Annotated in this window: 19 protein-coding genes; 10 read left to right on the forward strand and 9 right to left on the reverse strand. The window is 58.7% G+C overall.

Translation table 11 applies throughout. From position 1 onward, the window contains the following. Positions 1 to 12 precede the first annotated feature (12 nt). From GOV87_RS09955 to GOV87_RS09965, 3 genes are all read right to left on the reverse strand, one after another. Entirely contained in the window at positions 13 to 360 is a 348-nt protein-coding gene (locus GOV87_RS09955; protein WP_254447349.1) for an EF-hand domain-containing protein, read from the reverse strand. Positions 361 to 371: 11 nt separating this feature from the next. Next, on the reverse strand, positions 372 to 617 hold the full coding sequence (locus tag GOV87_RS09960) for a glycine zipper 2TM domain-containing protein (protein WP_171122995.1): 246 nt from the start codon (positions 615 to 617) through the stop codon (positions 372 to 374). A 101-nt stretch (positions 618 to 718) separates the two neighbouring features. Then, positions 719 to 1204 (reverse strand): peroxiredoxin, encoded by a 486-nt coding sequence (locus GOV87_RS09965; protein ID WP_171211657.1) that lies wholly within the window; start codon positions 1202 to 1204, stop codon positions 719 to 721. Between the two features lie 99 nt (positions 1205 to 1303). Between GOV87_RS09965 and GOV87_RS09970 the strand changes: the two genes are divergently transcribed. Genes GOV87_RS09970 through GOV87_RS09980 form a run of 3 tightly spaced genes read left to right on the forward strand, consistent with a single transcriptional unit; the run spans position 1304 to position 3293 of the window. Next, the gene (locus GOV87_RS09970; protein WP_171211658.1) at positions 1304 to 2515 is read left to right on the forward strand and encodes an NAD(P)/FAD-dependent oxidoreductase; all 1212 of its coding nucleotides are present in this window, start codon (positions 1304 to 1306) and stop codon (positions 2513 to 2515) included. Further along, the gene (gene rsmD, locus GOV87_RS09975; RefSeq protein WP_171122989.1) at positions 2512 to 3069 is read left to right on the forward strand and encodes a 16S rRNA (guanine(966)-N(2))-methyltransferase RsmD; all 558 of its coding nucleotides are present in this window, start codon (positions 2512 to 2514) and stop codon (positions 3067 to 3069) included. Before GOV87_RS09970 ends, rsmD begins: the two co-directional genes overlap by 4 nt. A 44-nt stretch (positions 3070 to 3113) precedes the next feature. Next, the gene (locus tag GOV87_RS09980; RefSeq protein ID WP_171122987.1) at positions 3114 to 3293 is read left to right on the forward strand and encodes a hypothetical protein; all 180 of its coding nucleotides are present in this window, start codon (positions 3114 to 3116) and stop codon (positions 3291 to 3293) included. Here the strand turns inward: GOV87_RS09980 and map are convergent. After that, the gene (gene map, locus GOV87_RS09985) at positions 3281 to 4093 is read right to left on the reverse strand and encodes a type I methionyl aminopeptidase (protein ID WP_171124164.1); all 813 of its coding nucleotides are present in this window, start codon (positions 4091 to 4093) and stop codon (positions 3281 to 3283) included. The two genes, GOV87_RS09980 and map, sit on opposite strands and share 13 nt — an antisense overlap. Positions 4094 to 4295: 202 nt before the next feature. Between map and GOV87_RS09990 the strand changes: the two genes are divergently transcribed. After that, a complete protein-coding gene (locus GOV87_RS09990; protein ID WP_171211659.1) occupies positions 4296 to 4661 on the forward strand; it encodes a hypothetical protein in 366 nt (121 codons plus the stop codon). Between the two features lie 60 nt (positions 4662 to 4721). On the opposite strand, the gene GOV87_RS09995 is transcribed toward GOV87_RS09990, so the two are convergent. Then, complete coding sequence (locus GOV87_RS09995) at positions 4722 to 5093, reverse strand: lipoprotein (RefSeq protein WP_171122981.1); 372 nt, start codon at positions 5091 to 5093, stop codon at positions 4722 to 4724. A 169-nt stretch (positions 5094 to 5262) separates the two neighbouring features. Further along, positions 5263 to 5961 (reverse strand): DNA/RNA nuclease SfsA, encoded by a 699-nt coding sequence (gene sfsA / locus GOV87_RS10000; protein ID WP_171211660.1) that lies wholly within the window; start codon positions 5959 to 5961, stop codon positions 5263 to 5265. Between the two features lie 52 nt (positions 5962 to 6013). Between sfsA and GOV87_RS10005 the strand changes: the two genes are divergently transcribed. The 4 genes from GOV87_RS10005 to GOV87_RS10020 are packed head-to-tail and all read left to right on the forward strand — an operon-like array spanning position 6014 to position 8929. Beyond that, on the forward strand, positions 6014 to 6736 hold the full coding sequence (locus tag GOV87_RS10005; protein WP_171124170.1) for a molybdopterin-binding protein: 723 nt from the start codon (positions 6014 to 6016) through the stop codon (positions 6734 to 6736). Further along, positions 6733 to 7461: a GNAT family N-acetyltransferase gene (locus GOV87_RS10010; RefSeq protein WP_171122975.1), complete on the forward strand. Its 729-nt coding sequence runs from the start codon at positions 6733 to 6735 to the stop codon at positions 7459 to 7461. The genes GOV87_RS10005 and GOV87_RS10010 overlap by 4 nt, the downstream gene beginning before the upstream one ends. Then, the gene (locus tag GOV87_RS10015; protein WP_171122973.1) at positions 7458 to 8030 is read left to right on the forward strand and encodes a peroxidase-related enzyme; all 573 of its coding nucleotides are present in this window, start codon (positions 7458 to 7460) and stop codon (positions 8028 to 8030) included. Before GOV87_RS10010 ends, GOV87_RS10015 begins: the two co-directional genes overlap by 4 nt. Continuing rightward, positions 8027 to 8929: an OmpA family protein gene (locus tag GOV87_RS10020; RefSeq protein ID WP_171211661.1), complete on the forward strand. Its 903-nt coding sequence runs from the start codon at positions 8027 to 8029 to the stop codon at positions 8927 to 8929. The genes GOV87_RS10015 and GOV87_RS10020 overlap by 4 nt, the downstream gene beginning before the upstream one ends. A gap of 4 nt (positions 8930 to 8933) precedes the next feature. Here GOV87_RS10020 and GOV87_RS10025 read toward each other — a convergent pair whose 3' ends face one another. Next, on the reverse strand, positions 8934 to 9896 hold the full coding sequence (locus GOV87_RS10025; RefSeq protein WP_171211662.1) for a sodium-dependent bicarbonate transport family permease: 963 nt from the start codon (positions 9894 to 9896) through the stop codon (positions 8934 to 8936). A gap of 96 nt (positions 9897 to 9992) precedes the next feature. Here GOV87_RS10025 and GOV87_RS10030 point away from each other — a divergent pair, with 96 nt between their 5' ends. Beyond that, entirely contained in the window at positions 9993 to 10910 is a 918-nt protein-coding gene (locus tag GOV87_RS10030) for a hydrogen peroxide-inducible genes activator (protein ID WP_171122967.1), read from the forward strand. Between the two features lie 51 nt (positions 10911 to 10961). Here GOV87_RS10030 and GOV87_RS10035 read toward each other — a convergent pair whose 3' ends face one another. Continuing rightward, entirely contained in the window at positions 10962 to 11867 is a 906-nt protein-coding gene (locus GOV87_RS10035; protein WP_171122965.1) for a LysR family transcriptional regulator, read from the reverse strand. A 228-nt stretch (positions 11868 to 12095) separates the two neighbouring features. Here GOV87_RS10035 and GOV87_RS10040 point away from each other — a divergent pair, with 228 nt between their 5' ends. Next, positions 12096 to 12536 (forward strand): DUF4399 domain-containing protein, encoded by a 441-nt coding sequence (locus tag GOV87_RS10040; RefSeq protein WP_254428737.1) that lies wholly within the window; start codon positions 12096 to 12098, stop codon positions 12534 to 12536. 136 nt (positions 12537 to 12672) lie between these two features. Here the strand turns inward: GOV87_RS10040 and GOV87_RS10045 are convergent, their stop codons facing one another. Then, positions 12673 to 14700, reverse strand: coding sequence for an NADPH-dependent 2,4-dienoyl-CoA reductase (locus GOV87_RS10045; protein ID WP_171211663.1), 2028 nt, complete (start codon positions 14698 to 14700; stop codon positions 12673 to 12675). Between the last annotated feature and the right edge of the window lie 95 nt (positions 14701 to 14795).

Raw genomic sequence — 14795 nt, forward strand, 5'->3', positions numbered from 1 at the left:
GTTCGACCGACGCTAGTCCAACTGTCCGTTTCCGTTCTGATCGGCAGATGAAAAATCCTCATTCATCTGCGCGTCGTATTCTGTACGAGAGATAAGGTTGTCCCGGTTGCGGTCAACGCTTTGGAATTGTTTTATGTCCAGAAACGGCTTGGCCTCTTCCAGACCAAGGGTGCCGTTCTTATCCTCGTCCATTGCCTGAAACGCATAATCGGAAAAAGCGTTGAATTCGTCCTTGGACAGGAATCCATCGTTGTTCGCGTCTATCGCTTTCAGCTCATTTTCATGCAGTTCTGCTGCGGTCTCGGCAATAGCGGTCCCTGCCAGAACGGTCAGGCAAAGTGTTACCAACCCAAATTTCATGACGCGTCCTCTCAGCATGCGAATTTCTGACCTTCGATCCCGCCAACCGCAGCACCTGCAGCTGTCAGGATCGTTTTGCCGGACCCGCCGCCAAACTGGTTGCCGATTACTCCGCCCAAAAGCGCCCCGCCGACCGTGCCGCTGAGGCACGCGATCTCATGCTGGCGGGCGGCCTGTTGTTGCGGGGTGGGGGCCGGACCGCAGGCGGCCAGCGCGCCTGCTGTGCCCAGACAAAGGGCGAAAACCTTGAGCCTCATAAACAACTCCCTGATGAATACAGGTCGAGTATTCGCGCAACGGGGCAGTCTATCAAGTTAAATAGAGGTTTTGGCCCCGGATGTGCCGGGGCCAGACCGTATCAGATAACGTCCAACAGGCCCTCACCGGCCGAAATTTCACATGCGCCGGGGTTTTCTTCCAGATTCAGTGCGGTGACCTTGCCATCCTCGACCAGCATCGCATAACGCTTCGACCGCGCGATCAGCCCGGCAGGCGGGGCGTCGAAATCCATGCCGATGGCTTTGGTGAATTCGGACGCAGCATCGGCCAGCATGGTCAGGCCCGCATCGGACGCGCCGGTGGCCTCGCCCCAGGCTTTCATCACGAAGGGGTCGTTGACCGAAACGCAGATGATCTCATCCACGCCTTTGGCGCTGAATTGGTCCTTGGTGCGCATGAAGCTGGGCACATGGGCCGAATGGCAGGTGGGTGTGAACGCGCCAGGCACAGCGAAAATCACCACTTTGCGCCCTTTGGTCTTATCTGAAATCCGAACCTCTTCGGGGCCTTCTGCACCCATCTGGGTCAGGGTGGCGTCGGGCAGCGTGTCACCTGTTGAAATCATTTTTATGCTCCTGTCGTTTGGATTTGCAGAGTCGGGCTTAGCCGCAATATAGGTGGTCGCGTGGATCAGGCCACGGGAATTCGACAGGGTGAGGGAAAGATGAGCCATATTGTCGTAATTGGTGCCGGGCAGGCGGGTGCATCACTGGTGGCGCGGCTGCGCAAGGGTGGGTTTGACGGCGACATCACCCTGATCGGGGCCGAGCCACATCTGCCCTATCAGCGCCCCCCCTTGTCCAAGGCTTATCTGCTGGGCGAGATGGAGTTGGAGCGTCTGTTCTTGCGCCCCGAGAGTTTTTACGCCGAGAACAACATCACCCTGCGTCTGGGCCAGCGCGTGACCTCGATTGATCCGAAGGCCAAGACCGTTTCGCTGGGCGATGAGGTCATATCCTATGATGAACTAGCCTTGACAACCGGGTCGGACCCGCGCCGCCTGCCTGCCGCGATTGGCGGCGATCTGGCGGGCGTGCATGTGGTGCGTGATCTGGCCCATATCGACGAGATGGAACCGCGCGTGACCGACGGCGCTCGCGCGCTGATCGTGGGCGGCGGCTATATCGGGCTTGAGGCTGCGGCGGTTTGCGCGAAGCGCGGGGTCAAAGTGACCCTGGTCGAGATGGCCGACCGTATCCTGCAACGTGTCGCCGCGCCCGAGACCAGCGATTATTTCCGCGCGCTGCATACGGGGTATGGGGCCGATATCCGCGAGAGCGTCGGGCTGGACCGTCTGCTGGGTGAGGATGGCAAGGTGACGGGCGCGGTTCTGACCGATGGGTCAAAGATTGACGTTGATTTTGTCGTTGTGGGCGTGGGTGTCGCGCCCGCGACTCAACTGGCTGAAATGGCGGGGCTGGAGCTGGACAACGGCATCAAGACCGACGCGCATGGGCGCACATCTGATCCGTTTATCTGGGCGGCGGGGGATTGCGCGTCTTTCCCTCATGCCGGGGGGCGTATCCGTCTGGAAAGCGTACCCAACGCCATTGATCAGGCCGAGATCGTGGCCCAGAACATGCTGGGCGCGGCCAAGGAATATACCGCGACGCCGTGGTTTTGGTCGGATCAGTATGACGTCAAACTGCAGATCGCCGGTCTTAACACCGGCTATGATCGCGTTGTGACCCGGCGTGGAGAAGGCGCAACCGTGTCCTTCTGGTATTACAAGGGCGATCAGTTAATCGCGGTGGACGCTATGAACGACCCGCGCGCTTATATGGTCGGCAAACGTCTGATCGACGCGGGCAAAACGGCTGATCCCGCCGTGGTGACCGACCCCGCAGCGGACCTAAAACCGCTGCTCAAAGCGTGAGGATCATTGCCGGAGAATTCCGCGGTCGGGCCCTAACCTCGGTCGGTAAGGGCGATGCGGGCGCGCATTTGCGGCCCACAACGGATCGGGTGCGCGAAAGCCTGTTCAACGTGCTGACCCATCAGATCGACTTTGACGGGCTGCGAGTGCTGGACTTGTTCGCGGGCACCGGCGCGTTGGGGCTTGAGGCGCTGTCGCGTGGGGCCGCCCATGTGACCTTCGTGGATGACGGGCGCGTGGCGCAGGGGCTGATCCGCAAGAATATCGACCTGACCCGCAGCACCGACCGAACCCAGTTGATCCGCCGCGACGCGACCCGGTTGGGTGACAATCCCGACGCGCCTTACGATCTGATTTTCCTTGATCCGCCTTACGGCAAATCCATGGGGGAAAAGGCAATCGGCGCGCTGCGCGGCTGGATCGCCGATGATGCCTTGATCGTGTGGGAGGAAAACGCGCCCATGCAGCCGCCCGAAGGTTTCACCCTGCAAAACAGCCGCAAATATGGCGATACGCATATCACGTTGATGTGGAAGGGTGTCTCGGACGCATAAGGCGTGCCTTTGGGGAACTTGGCTGATTGTGTTAGGCTGTGTTCATGGACCGTGTATTGACTCCTCCGATCTGGGCATCGTCACATGAGGCCGCAGCCGATACCGGCCCTGCGCGCAAACCGTTGCGCGCGCCGGTTTTCATCCATGACGCTGCGACGCCTTGGGGGTCTGAAACACTGCTCTTGAAACTCTGGCGCGATCAGAACGCCGATCAGGACGAATAGGTCGGGTGGAACTTGTTGCCCGGTGACAGGGTGAAGATGTCGAATCCATCTGCCGTCACACCCACCGAATGTTCGAACTGCGCGGACAGGGACTTGTCCCGCGTCACGGCCGTCCAGTCGTCGGACAGGGTTTTGGTTTCGGGCCGCCCAAGATTCACCATCGGTTCGATCGTGAAGAACATGCCTTCTTCCAAAACTGCGCCCGTACCCGGCCGGCCATAGTGCAGGACGTTGGGCGGTGCGTGGAAAACGCGCCCAAGGCCGTGACCGCAGAAATCTCGCACAACGCTCATGCGATGCGCTTCAACATAGGCCTGAATCGCGTGGCCGATATCGCCGAACGTGTTGCCCGGCTTGACCATCTCGATCCCCTTGAACAGGGCGTCATGCGTCACCTGAATCAGGCGTTCCGCCTTGCGGGGCAGTTTGCCCGCGACATACATCCGCGAGGTGTCACCAAACCAGCCGTCGACGATGACGGTGACGTCGATATTCAGGATATCGCCATCCTTTAGCCGCTTGTCGCCGGGAATGCCGTGACAAACCACGTGATTGACGCTGATACAGCTTGCGTGCTGATAGCCCTTATAGCCGATGGTGGCCGATGTCGCGCCTGCGTCCTCGACCATCTGGGTGATCAGGCCGTCAATCGCCCCGGTGGTCTGACCGGGAAAAACATGCTCGGCAATGTCATCCAGAATCCGCGCAGCCAAGGCCCCTGCCGCGTGCATACCGGCAAAGTCGCCCTGTTCATAGATGCGGATACCGTCCTTGGTCAGACGGCCACGATGTTCCTTCATCGGTGCGAGGCTCCAAATGTTTCGCGCAGCATTTCTTTTACGCTGCTTGTGCAGAAAGTACCAGAGGGCGATGGGTCGCGGGTTTTTTCAACTGTTCAAATGGCGTTGAGCACGGGAATTTCAAGCAAGGGCCTCTGTCTGCCTCTGTTATGCTGCGCCAGCACTGTTTTCCGTACAGCGTGGCAGAATGAAGATTCTTGATGTGAAGAGATGGCTTGTTTTCGCCGTGGCGGTCTTTCTGGGCGGCTGCCGCGAGGATCATAGAACCCTGACAGCGCAGGAGTTGGCCTCGGAACTGAACATCAGCCGAAAGATTGCGTTTGAGCGGTTCCATATCTCTGGTACCGCCACTCTGCGGCGCGACGGAAGCTTCGAGGCCACAGTCCCCCATCTTGGGCGCGGCACCGGAACCTGGTGGCTGGACGGTGACAAAATCTGCAGCCGGTGGGCGAACTTCCGACAAGGGCAAGAGCTATGCGCCGTGGTTGGGCAGAGCGAAGATGGTCAGTTTCGGGGAAAAAGTCCGATAAGCGGTTCATTTCTGGGAAATTTCCGCTTCTTGAACTGAGCCGGATTTTGCAAGCCCCCCGACCCTATGATCGAGGACGCTTGCAGTTTTTTGTTTGTCTCAGACGCAAGTGTAGAAAATGAAATGCACGGGGCGGACTGACCCGTCGGCCTGCGTTCTGTTGCTGACACCAAGGTCTTTTTTGATTGCGGCTTGTCCGGTTAGCCTTGGGCTGGCCTGACCTGCGCAGAATGCTGCGACGCGGCGTCTGACTTCGGGCTCGGTCACTTCGTCAGGGAAGAAGCCGATTTCAATGGTCTTGTAAACGCCACCTGATTCCAGTGGAAATGCCAGATCCAGACCTTGTTGGTCAGCAGGGTTTGGGAAAACACTTTGAACCAGTGTGGCACGGCGGGTCGCCGCCGCTTGGGGGTCCACGGAACAGGCGGTCAGGGTGAGCGCGGCGATAAGTACGGAAAATGTCTTTTTCATTGATGTCTCTGATATTGCCTCGGAACTGGAAGGCCGGATTCTGTCGTGTCAGACCCACCCTTCAAGTTGTGTGTGTTGCTGCAGTGTGGCACTTTTAAGGCGAGTGACGGCCAATTGTTCGGGTCGCATTCGAACAGGGCCCAACCCGTAAAAGTCGTTAGGTTGCGAATTAGTCCAAAGGCTTAGGCAGTACCCAAACACCTTCGGGTGAGATGCGTGTCGTGTAGATCAGACGCTCCACCCCTTGTGCCTGAACGGTTTCGAACGTGTCGGCATAAGTTGGGTCTATATCGGCGGCCAAAGCAAACCGGTCGCAATCAGTGCGCTGCACAAGGTACAGCATGATCGCCCGGTGACCCTGTGCCACCATCGCCGAAAGTTCGCCCAGATGTTTGGTGCCGCGTGCAGTGACGCTGTCGGGGAATTCAGCCAGCCCCGGCAGGCGCGACAGGGTCACGCTTTTGACTTCGACATAGGCATCCGGCAGGCCGGGTTGGGTCAATAGAAAGTCGATGCGGCTGTTTTCGCCGTATTTTACCTCGGGGCGGACGGTTTCATAGGCGGCCAGTTCGCGGATATCCCGCGCCTCCAAGGCTGCGCGCAGGGCTTTGTTCGGAACCGATGTGTCGACCCCGGTGAAATGGCCGTTTTCATGATCGACCAGCCGCCAGCCGTATTTCAGCTTTTTCTTTGGGTCGTCATTGGGTTCAAGCCAGATTTTCTGCTCTGGTTCCGCCAGCCCCATCATCGACCCCGGATTGGCGCAATGGGCGGTCACCTCGCGCCCGTCCTCCAGCCTGCAATCAGCCAGAAAGCGTTTGTATCGGCGGATCAGGCGGGCGGGGACAAGAGGGGTTTCAAATCGCATGGCCAAGGGCCTATACCTGCCCAAAGGGTCGATCAAGAGGGGGGCACGTGCCATGGCCAATCCAACCGCCGCAATGCTGGTGATCGGGGATGAGATCCTGTCGGGCCGCACGCGCGACGCCAATATGCATTACCTTGCCGGTGAACTGACCAAGCTGGGCATCGACCTGAAAGAGGTGCGTGTCGTCAGCGACGAGGCCGCCGCAATCGAAGCGGCAGTCAAGGCGCTGTCTGCAACCCATGACCACGTCTTTACCAGCGGTGGGATCGGACCGACCCATGACGACATCACCGCCGACTGTATTGCCCGCGCTTTCGACGCGCCGATTGATATTCGTGATGACGCACGTGCCCTGCTTGAGGCGCATTACGAGAAATCCGGGCTGGAACTGAATGCAGCGCGCCTGCGCATGGCGCGCATCCCTGATGGTGCAGCGCTGATTGACAATCCGGTTTCAACTGCACCGGGCTTTACTATCGAGAACGTTCATGTGATGGCCGGGGTTCCTTCGGTATTTCAGGCAATGGTCGCCAGCGTTCTGCATGGGCTGACCCGTGGCAGCCCGCTATTGTCGCAAACCCTGCGGGTGGATCGTGGGGAAGGGGACATCGCCGCGACGTTGTCCGTGTTGGCCGAGGATTTTCCGGACCTTTCCATTGGCAGCTATCCATTTCAGGTCAACGGCGTATTCGGGTCCAATGTTGTCATCCGCGGGACCGACGGTGCTCGTGTTGACGCAGCCACTACTCGATTGGCGAAAGAGCTGGACCTTTGACGCTGCACTGGGGCGACGTGGTCGACGGCACTTGGCCTGCCGCCGAGTACAAGGTGCACGGCCCGTTCCGGTTGCGGCGGGGGTTGGGCGGGGGCTCTCGCGTGTCGGCTGCAAGTGCGCTTGCCCCGGCGGCAATAGCTGACATTGAAGAGGCCGAAGCTGCGATGCAGGCCATGGGGCAAAAGCGCATATTCTGTCTTTGGCCGGGGGATGAGGTGCTGGACAGACAGCTTGCGGACCGTGGGTATGACGTTTTGGACCCGGTTAACATCTATTCCTGCCCTGTTGAGCATCTGACGGATATTCCGATCCCACGTGTCACGGCTTTTGCCATCTGGGACCCGTTGGCAATCATGAACGAAATCTGGGCCAAGGGGGGTATTGGCCCCGACCGTCTGGCTGTGATGGATCGCGCGCCGGGGCCGAAAACCGGGCTGTTACTGCGGCGAGCGGACCAGCCAGCGGGAACTGCTTTTGTCGCGGCGCATGACACGGTCGCCATGGTGCACGCGTTAGAGGTTTTGCCGTCGCACCGGCGTCACGGCTTGGGCCGGTGGGCGATGCGCGCTGCCGCGTTCTGGGCGCAGGAGCAAGGCGCTGAAACGCTTAGCGTGATCTGCACCAAGGCGAATGATGGGGCCAACGGTCTCTATCATTCGCTTGGGATGGAGATCGTCGGAGAATACCATTACCGTCAGCTTACCCAAGGAGAGAGCCCGACGTGACTGATCACACCCTGCCAACAGCCCTGAACCTGCCGATGGCCGATACGCTGCCGCCCGAAACCCAAAAGTACTTTGATATCTGCGTCGAAAAGCTGGGTTTTGTGCCAAATGTGTTAAAGGCGTATGCGTTCGACATCGACAAGCTGAATGGCTTTACGGGGATGTATAACGATTTGATGCTGGGCGACAGCGGCTTGTCCAAACTGGAACGTGAGATGATCGCCGTCGTGGTCTCGGCCATCAATAAGTGCTTTTACTGTCTTGTGGCCCATGGTGCGGCGGTCCGGCAATTATCGGGCGATCCGCAACTGGGTGAGATGTTGGTGATGAACTACCGTGTTGCCCCTTTGGATACGCGTCAGCGCGCCATGCTGGATTTTGCGGCAAAGATGACGACCGCCAGCACCGAGATCGAAGAACCTGACCGTCAGCGCCTGCGCGACGCGGGATTTTCGGACCGCGATATCTGGGACATTGCCAATGTGACCGGCTTTTTCAACATGTCCAACCGGGTTGCCAGCGCCACGGCGATGGCCCCCAATGAAGAATATCACGCGCAGGCCCGATGATCCGAAACCTCACCCTCATACTGGCCCTGTGGGTCTGGCCGGCGGCCGCGCAAGACCTGACGATGTCTTCTGGTTCGCGTCTGGTGAGCGACAGGACCAGTGCCCTGGACAGCTATGACATGCCAACCGGGGTTTTTGCCGACGGCTCTGTGCCCGCCCGAACGGTCGAAGGTAGGGTTGAGCGTTTGACGTGGCGCTTGCAGGCGGGGTCCAGCACAACGCTGCAGTTGCTGGAACCTCTGCGGGATCAGATTCAGGCACAAGGGTTCGATGTGTTGTTTGAGTGTGAGGCGCGCACCTGCGGTGGCTTTGACTTCCGCTTTGGAACCGAGGTTGTGCCAACGCCTGACATGTATGTCGCCATTCAGGACTATCGCTTTTTGTCCGCCACGCGCGGGGACGAAGCGCTGAGTTTGCTGGTCAGCCGCAACCCACCCGATGGTTATGTTCAGATGATCCGCGTTTCGCCTGCAGATGCCGAGGCCCCTCCGCCGCTTGTCATCGAAGAGACAGTGGAACAGTCGCAGGGGCTGCTGGCTGATCTTGAACAGAACGGCCATGTCATTCTGGACGATCTGCATTTTCGCACCGGTGAGATCACGTTGGGCGACGGCCCCTTTGCGTCGCTTGCGCTGATCGCTGCATATCTGAAAGACAACCCGGCGGTGCGGATGGCCCTTGTGGGCAACACAGATGACACCGGCACGCTCGAGGCAAATATCTCAGTCAGCACGGGGCGGGCTCAGGCGGTTCGCGTCCGCCTGATCGAAAAACATGGTGTCTCGGCAGACCGGCTTGAGGCGCGCGGTATCGGTTATCTTGCCCCGTTGACCTCGAACGCCACGCACGAGGGTAGGGACCTGAACCGCCGGGTCGAGGCGATTTTGTTGGTCAACTGATCCGTCACATCACCCACCACAGGTAAAGCGGCAATCCAACCGTGATGTTGAACGGGAACGAAACCCCCAGTGACAGGGTCAGGTAAATCCCGGACTCGGCCTTGGGCAGCGCGATTTTCATTGCTGCGGGCACCGCGATGTAGGAGGCCGACGCGGACAGTACCATCAGCAGGAACAGGCTGCCTTCGGACAGGCCGATCACTGCGCCGACGGCCCACGCCATCATCGCTCCGATCAGGGGCATCAGCACACCAAAGCCAAACAGCCCAACCGACAGTTTATCGCGGTTACTCAGCAAGCTCCGCCCGGCTGAAAGGCCCATGTCCAGAAGAAACAGGCAGAGGATACCGGTAAAAGGAGTCACGATGAACGGTGCGATCATCTGCATCCCCTCACCACCGGTTATGGCCCCGATGAAGAACGCCCCGGTCAACAGGACAATCGACCCGTTTGCCAGCAAATCGCGCCAAAGCCCCGCTTCCTTTACGCCATTGCCATTTGATCTGTGGGCAAGCCACAGAGCGGACAGGATGGCGGGCACCTCCATCGCGGCGGCGACGGCGACCATGAACCCGTCATGGCTGAGGCCGACAAGGTCCAGCAGGCTTGTGGCAGTCACGAAAGTGACGATCGAAATCGACCCATAATGCCCGGCGACCGCAGCCGCGTTCAGCGGGTCCAGCCGGGTCATGACCCGCAGCAAACCAAAGGCCACGAACGGAATGGCAAAGGACAGCGCCACGCCACCCAGTAAGGTTAGAAACAGGTCCAGATGGATGCCATGCTCGGACAGATTGCTGCCGCCTTTGAACCCGATGGCCAGCAGCAGATACAGCGACATGAACTTGGCCGCACCTGCGGGGATCGAAAGATCGCTGCGTACAAAGGCGGCCAGCAGCCCAAGCGCGAAGAAAAGGATCGTGGGCACCAGCAAATTGCTGGACAGCGTGTCGATTACGGTTGGCATTTGCGGCTCCTGTCCCGGTTTTTGGGCTAGGTGCCTTGCCGAAATGCATTATCCAAATATTATCTTTCTAACTTTAACATAGTTTGAGGCTATGAAATGCGCCCAACCCTGCGTCAGCTTGAATATATCGTCACCGTCAGTCGCCTTGGCAGGTTCGGGCTTGCAGCAGACGTGCTGAATGTCAGCCAACCCAGCCTGTCAGCGCAGATATCAGCAGTAGAACAAGAGCTTGGCCTGCGCATTTTCGAACGCAACAGGGGCGGTGTTCACGCGACGGCCAAAGGCGAGGCGTTCATTTCACGCGCCCAGAAGATATTGGCCGAGGTTCAGGACCTGCGCCACGCCATGACCAGCGACGCGCCCGTCGGTGGACGGTTGAGGCTGGGCGTATTGCCGTCAATTGGCCCATATCTTTTGCCGCAGGCCATCAAAAAGATTCACCGGGATCGGCCGGGTCTGCGGATTGTTGTGCGTGAAGAGAATACACGCGATCTGGAACAGGGGCTAAAGGCCGGGCGCTTTGACCTGATAATCTCAACCCCCGAAGATCATCCCAACACGATGCAGCAGCGTCTGTTCAATGAAACCTTGTGGATCGGCGTGGCCGTTGACGACTTGCTGGCGCGGGATTTGCATGGCGTCACCGCCGAAGACCTGCGCGACCGCCTGATTCTGACGCTGGACCAAAGCCATCGTCTGTCCCGGATCGTATATGCGCTGGCCGCCGAGTGTGGCGGTGTCGTGTCGGACGAATATGAAGGAACAACGCTGGATTCGATTGTATTGATGGCGGCTTCGGGGGTCGGAGTCGCCGTCTTGCCCGATTTGTACGCCCGTCGGCAGGGTATCTACCGCGATGAGGTTCGGCTGCGCCCCTTGGCTATTCCAAATGCCAATCGCGATATCGCGTTGTTGGCGCGCCGTGGGGAAGACGACCTGCCCGGCCGGAATATTCTGACGAAATCTCTGCGCGCGGTTGCACGCGACATGGGGTTGACGGTTTCGCCCGAATAAAAAAAGACCCGCACAAAATGCGCGGGTCGTACAGTCTTCACCGGGGAGAAATTACCAATCCATCGGGCCCTTGTCGTTGAAGGACTCGACCAGAAAATCAATGAATGCCCTTACTTTGGGCTGTGTGAAACGGCCGGGCGGGTAAACCGCGTAGACGCCTTGAACCTCGTCGGGCAGTGACGGCATCGCATCCTGAACGCGGCCAGATTTCAGCGCGTCCGCATAAAGATAGCTGGGCAGATGGGCGATCCCAAGGCCAGAGATCGCCGCGTTCAGCAGGGACTGGCCGTCGTTGACGCTTAGCCAGCCTGCAGTACGGACCTGACGTTTTTCGCCCGAAGGCGCGGTCAGTTTCCATACGTTGCCCGAAGACTGGCTGGAATAGTGCAGCAGCTTGTGCTCGTTTAGATCGTCGATCTTTTGCGGGCGTCCGTATTTCTCGATATAGCTTGGGGCCGCGACCATACGTTTCACGGTCTCCGTCAGCTTGCGGGCGCGCAGAGTGCTGTCTTCCAACTCTCCGATTCGAACGGCCACATCAAAGCCTTCTGAAATTAGTTCCACATACCGGTTATTCAGAACCATATTCACTGTGATATCCGGGTAAGCTGCCAGAAAACCTGACAAAACCGGTGACAGGTGATTCACGCCGAAATCTGTCGCGACGCTGATTCTAAGCAACCCGGATGGCGCGGATTGCATCGAAGTCACCAAGGCGTCGGCTTCACCCGCGTCATTCAGGACGCGACGCGCCCGGTCATAGTAGGCTAGGCCGATTTCTGTCGGCGAAACACGACGAGTCGTGCGGTTTAACAGGCGGGCGCCCAGGCGGGCCTCCAGGCTCGATACGTGCTTTGACACGGCCGACTTGGAGATGCCCATTTTCTTGGCCGCGTCGGTGAAGCCACCCTGGTCCACCACGTTGGCAAAGGCTTCCATTTCGGTCAGTCTGTCCATTCTCGTTCCCCAGGTATTGGTTCGTTGACCGATTTTTGCGGCCAATCTGGGCGGAAACTGGGCAGACATGGGATAATATCAGGGATTTTATTCGGATCGTTTGCGTATAGGAAACGCGGAAACGATGGTTTCTTAATTCGCCACAAACTCAATACACGCAGGCTTTTATGGGAATTTGGCTAAATATGTTAAGATGAGCATGGCAAATTTGTGACCATGGAGAAGACAATGAGAGCTCTTTTTACCATCGCTGCCCTGACCCTTTCCGCGACGCTTGCTTTGGCCGGAGGTGAGACACCTTCGAACCCGGATGCCGAGGTCTATTTCGTGAATTTGTCGGATGGAGATACCGTAAAATCACCCGTGACGATCGTTTTCGGCCTAAGTGGAATGGGCGTCGCCCCAGCCGGAACAGAGAAAGAGAACACCGGCCATCACCACCTTCTGATCGACCGCCCACCGCTGGGTGAGGGCGAGGACGGCGCCGATGAGTTGGCCTATGGTCTGCCTGCCGATGACAACCACATCCATTTCGGTGGTGGGCAAACCGAAGTGACACTGGATTTGGCACCGGGCGAACATACGCTGCAACTGGTCTTGGGGGATGCGGGTCATGTGCCACACGCAACGCCAATTGTGTCCGAAGTGATTACGATCACGGTCGAGTAGGCTGTGCGCACACCGCCTTACTTGTTCCCTTACATCGTTTCTTCGGATAACCGCTGCATCTCTGCCAGCGGCAAGAGAACATTTGGAAGCCGCCTCATTCGAGGCGGCTTTGCTGAGTATAAATATGATCGTCGCGTCAGAACGTAGCCGCCAAACGCGTCCCTTGATTGATCGCGCGTTTTGCATCCAGTTCTGCGGCCAGATCCGCGCCGCCGATCACATGCGCAGTGATACCGCGTTCGATCAGCGCATCCGCAAGGCTGCGTTCTGAAACCTGACCGGAACATAGAACAACCGTATCTGCCGCGATAACGGTTGGGTCCGCGCGCTCTTCGCCAAAGCTGATATGCAGGCCGTCGTCGTCGATGCGCTCATAATTGACGCCGCCAACGAAATTCACGTCCTTCATCTTCAGCGTCGCACGGTGGATCCAGCCGGTGGTTTTACCCAGTCCCTTGCCATGCGCCTGTTTCTTGCGCTGCAGTAATGTTACCTCGCGCGCCGGGGCTGCAGGCTGCGGTCCTTCAGGAGCTAAACCCGAGCGGTGTTCGGCCGGGTCGGTTACGCCCCATTCCTTCATCCAAGCAGGCAGGTCCGTGGTGATGCTGTGGCCGTCTTCCAGCAAAAACTCGGACACGTCGAACCCGATGCCGCCGGCACCGATCACGGCGACGGATTTGCCGACTTCGGCCTTGTCGCGCAGAACGTCGATATAGCTGATGACATTCTCGCGGTCTTGCCCGGGGATTTCCGGGTCGCGCGGGTTGACGCCGGTTGCGATGACGACTTCATCAAATCCGGTCAGGTCATCGGCGCTGACATCGCGGTTCAGTTCGACCTTCACACCCAGATCTGCGATCATGGTGCGATACCAGTCGACCAGTCCCCAGAACTCTTCCTTGCCCGGAACCTGCTTGGCCATGTTTAGCTGTCCGCCCACTTCGGCGGCGCGGTCGAACAAGGTTACGTGATGGCCGCGCTGGGCAGCGGTCATCGCGGTGGACAGACCGGCCGGACCTGCGCCCACGATGGCAACCGACTTGGGAGCTGCAGCGTTTTCTATGATCAGTTCAGTCTCATGACATGCGCGTGGATTGACCAGGCACGAGGTCAATTTGCCGCCGAACGTATGGTCAAGGCAGGCTTGGTTGCAGGCAATACAAGGCGCGATCTTCGCGGACTGGCCCGCGATGGCCTTGTTCACGAATTCCGCATCCGCAAGCATCGGACGCGCCAGCGACACCATGTCGGCGCAGCCTGTGGACAGAACCTCTTCGGCGACTTCGGGGGTGTTGATACGGTTTGAGGTGATCACCGGAATGTTGACTTCGCCCATCAGTTTCTTGGTCACCCAGGCAAAGGCCGCGCGGGGGACGCTGGTGGCGATGGTCGGGATTCGCGCCTCGTGCCAGCCGATGCCGGTGTTGATGATCGTCGCACCAGCCTCTTCGACCCGCTTCGCCAGTTCCACAACCTCATCATAGGTCGAACCGTTGGGCACAAGGTCAATCATCGACAAGCGGTAGATGATGATGAAATCGGTTCCCACGGCTTCGCGCGTGCGGCGCACGATTTCGATCGGCAGGCGCATTCGGTTTTCGTAAGAGCCACCCCAGCGATCCTCACGCTTGTTGGTGTGGGTCACGAGAAACTGGTTGATGAAATACCCTTCGGACCCCATGATCTCGACCCCGTCATAGCCCGCTTTCTGGGCCAGAGCAGCCGCGTTGACGATGTCGCTGATCTGCTTCTCGATACCTTCCTCGTCCAGTTCGCTGGGCGGGAACGGAGAGATCGGCGATTTAACCGGGCTGGGCGCCACACATTTGGGACCATAGGCATAGCGGCCTGCGTGCAGGATTTGCATGGCAATTTTGCCGCCCGCTTCGTGCACGCGCTGGGTGACGATGGAATGTTTTGCAACCTCGTCATCATTGGTCATCATCGACGCGCCCGGCAGAACCGAGCCTTCAAGGTTCGGACCGATCCCGCCTGTCACCATAAGCGCAACACCGCCGCGCGCACGGTCGGCATAGAATTCAGCCACGCGATTCCAGTCGCCGGTCTCCTCAAGCCCTGTATGCATCGAGCCCATCAGAACGCGGTTTTTCAGTGTGGTGAAGCCCAGATCAAGCGGGGCCAGCATATTTGGGTACGCAGTCATGGCAAACTCTCCCTCCCGGATTTTCAGCGTTAGATTGATGTTCGCGTCTACTTTGTCACGCGAAACCTTGCGTCACGGTCTATGCTGTCGTACCG

Source organism: Ruegeria sp. HKCCA5426 (genome assembly GCF_013034585.1).
Taxonomy (GTDB): Bacteria; Pseudomonadota; Alphaproteobacteria; order Rhodobacterales; family Rhodobacteraceae; genus Ruegeria.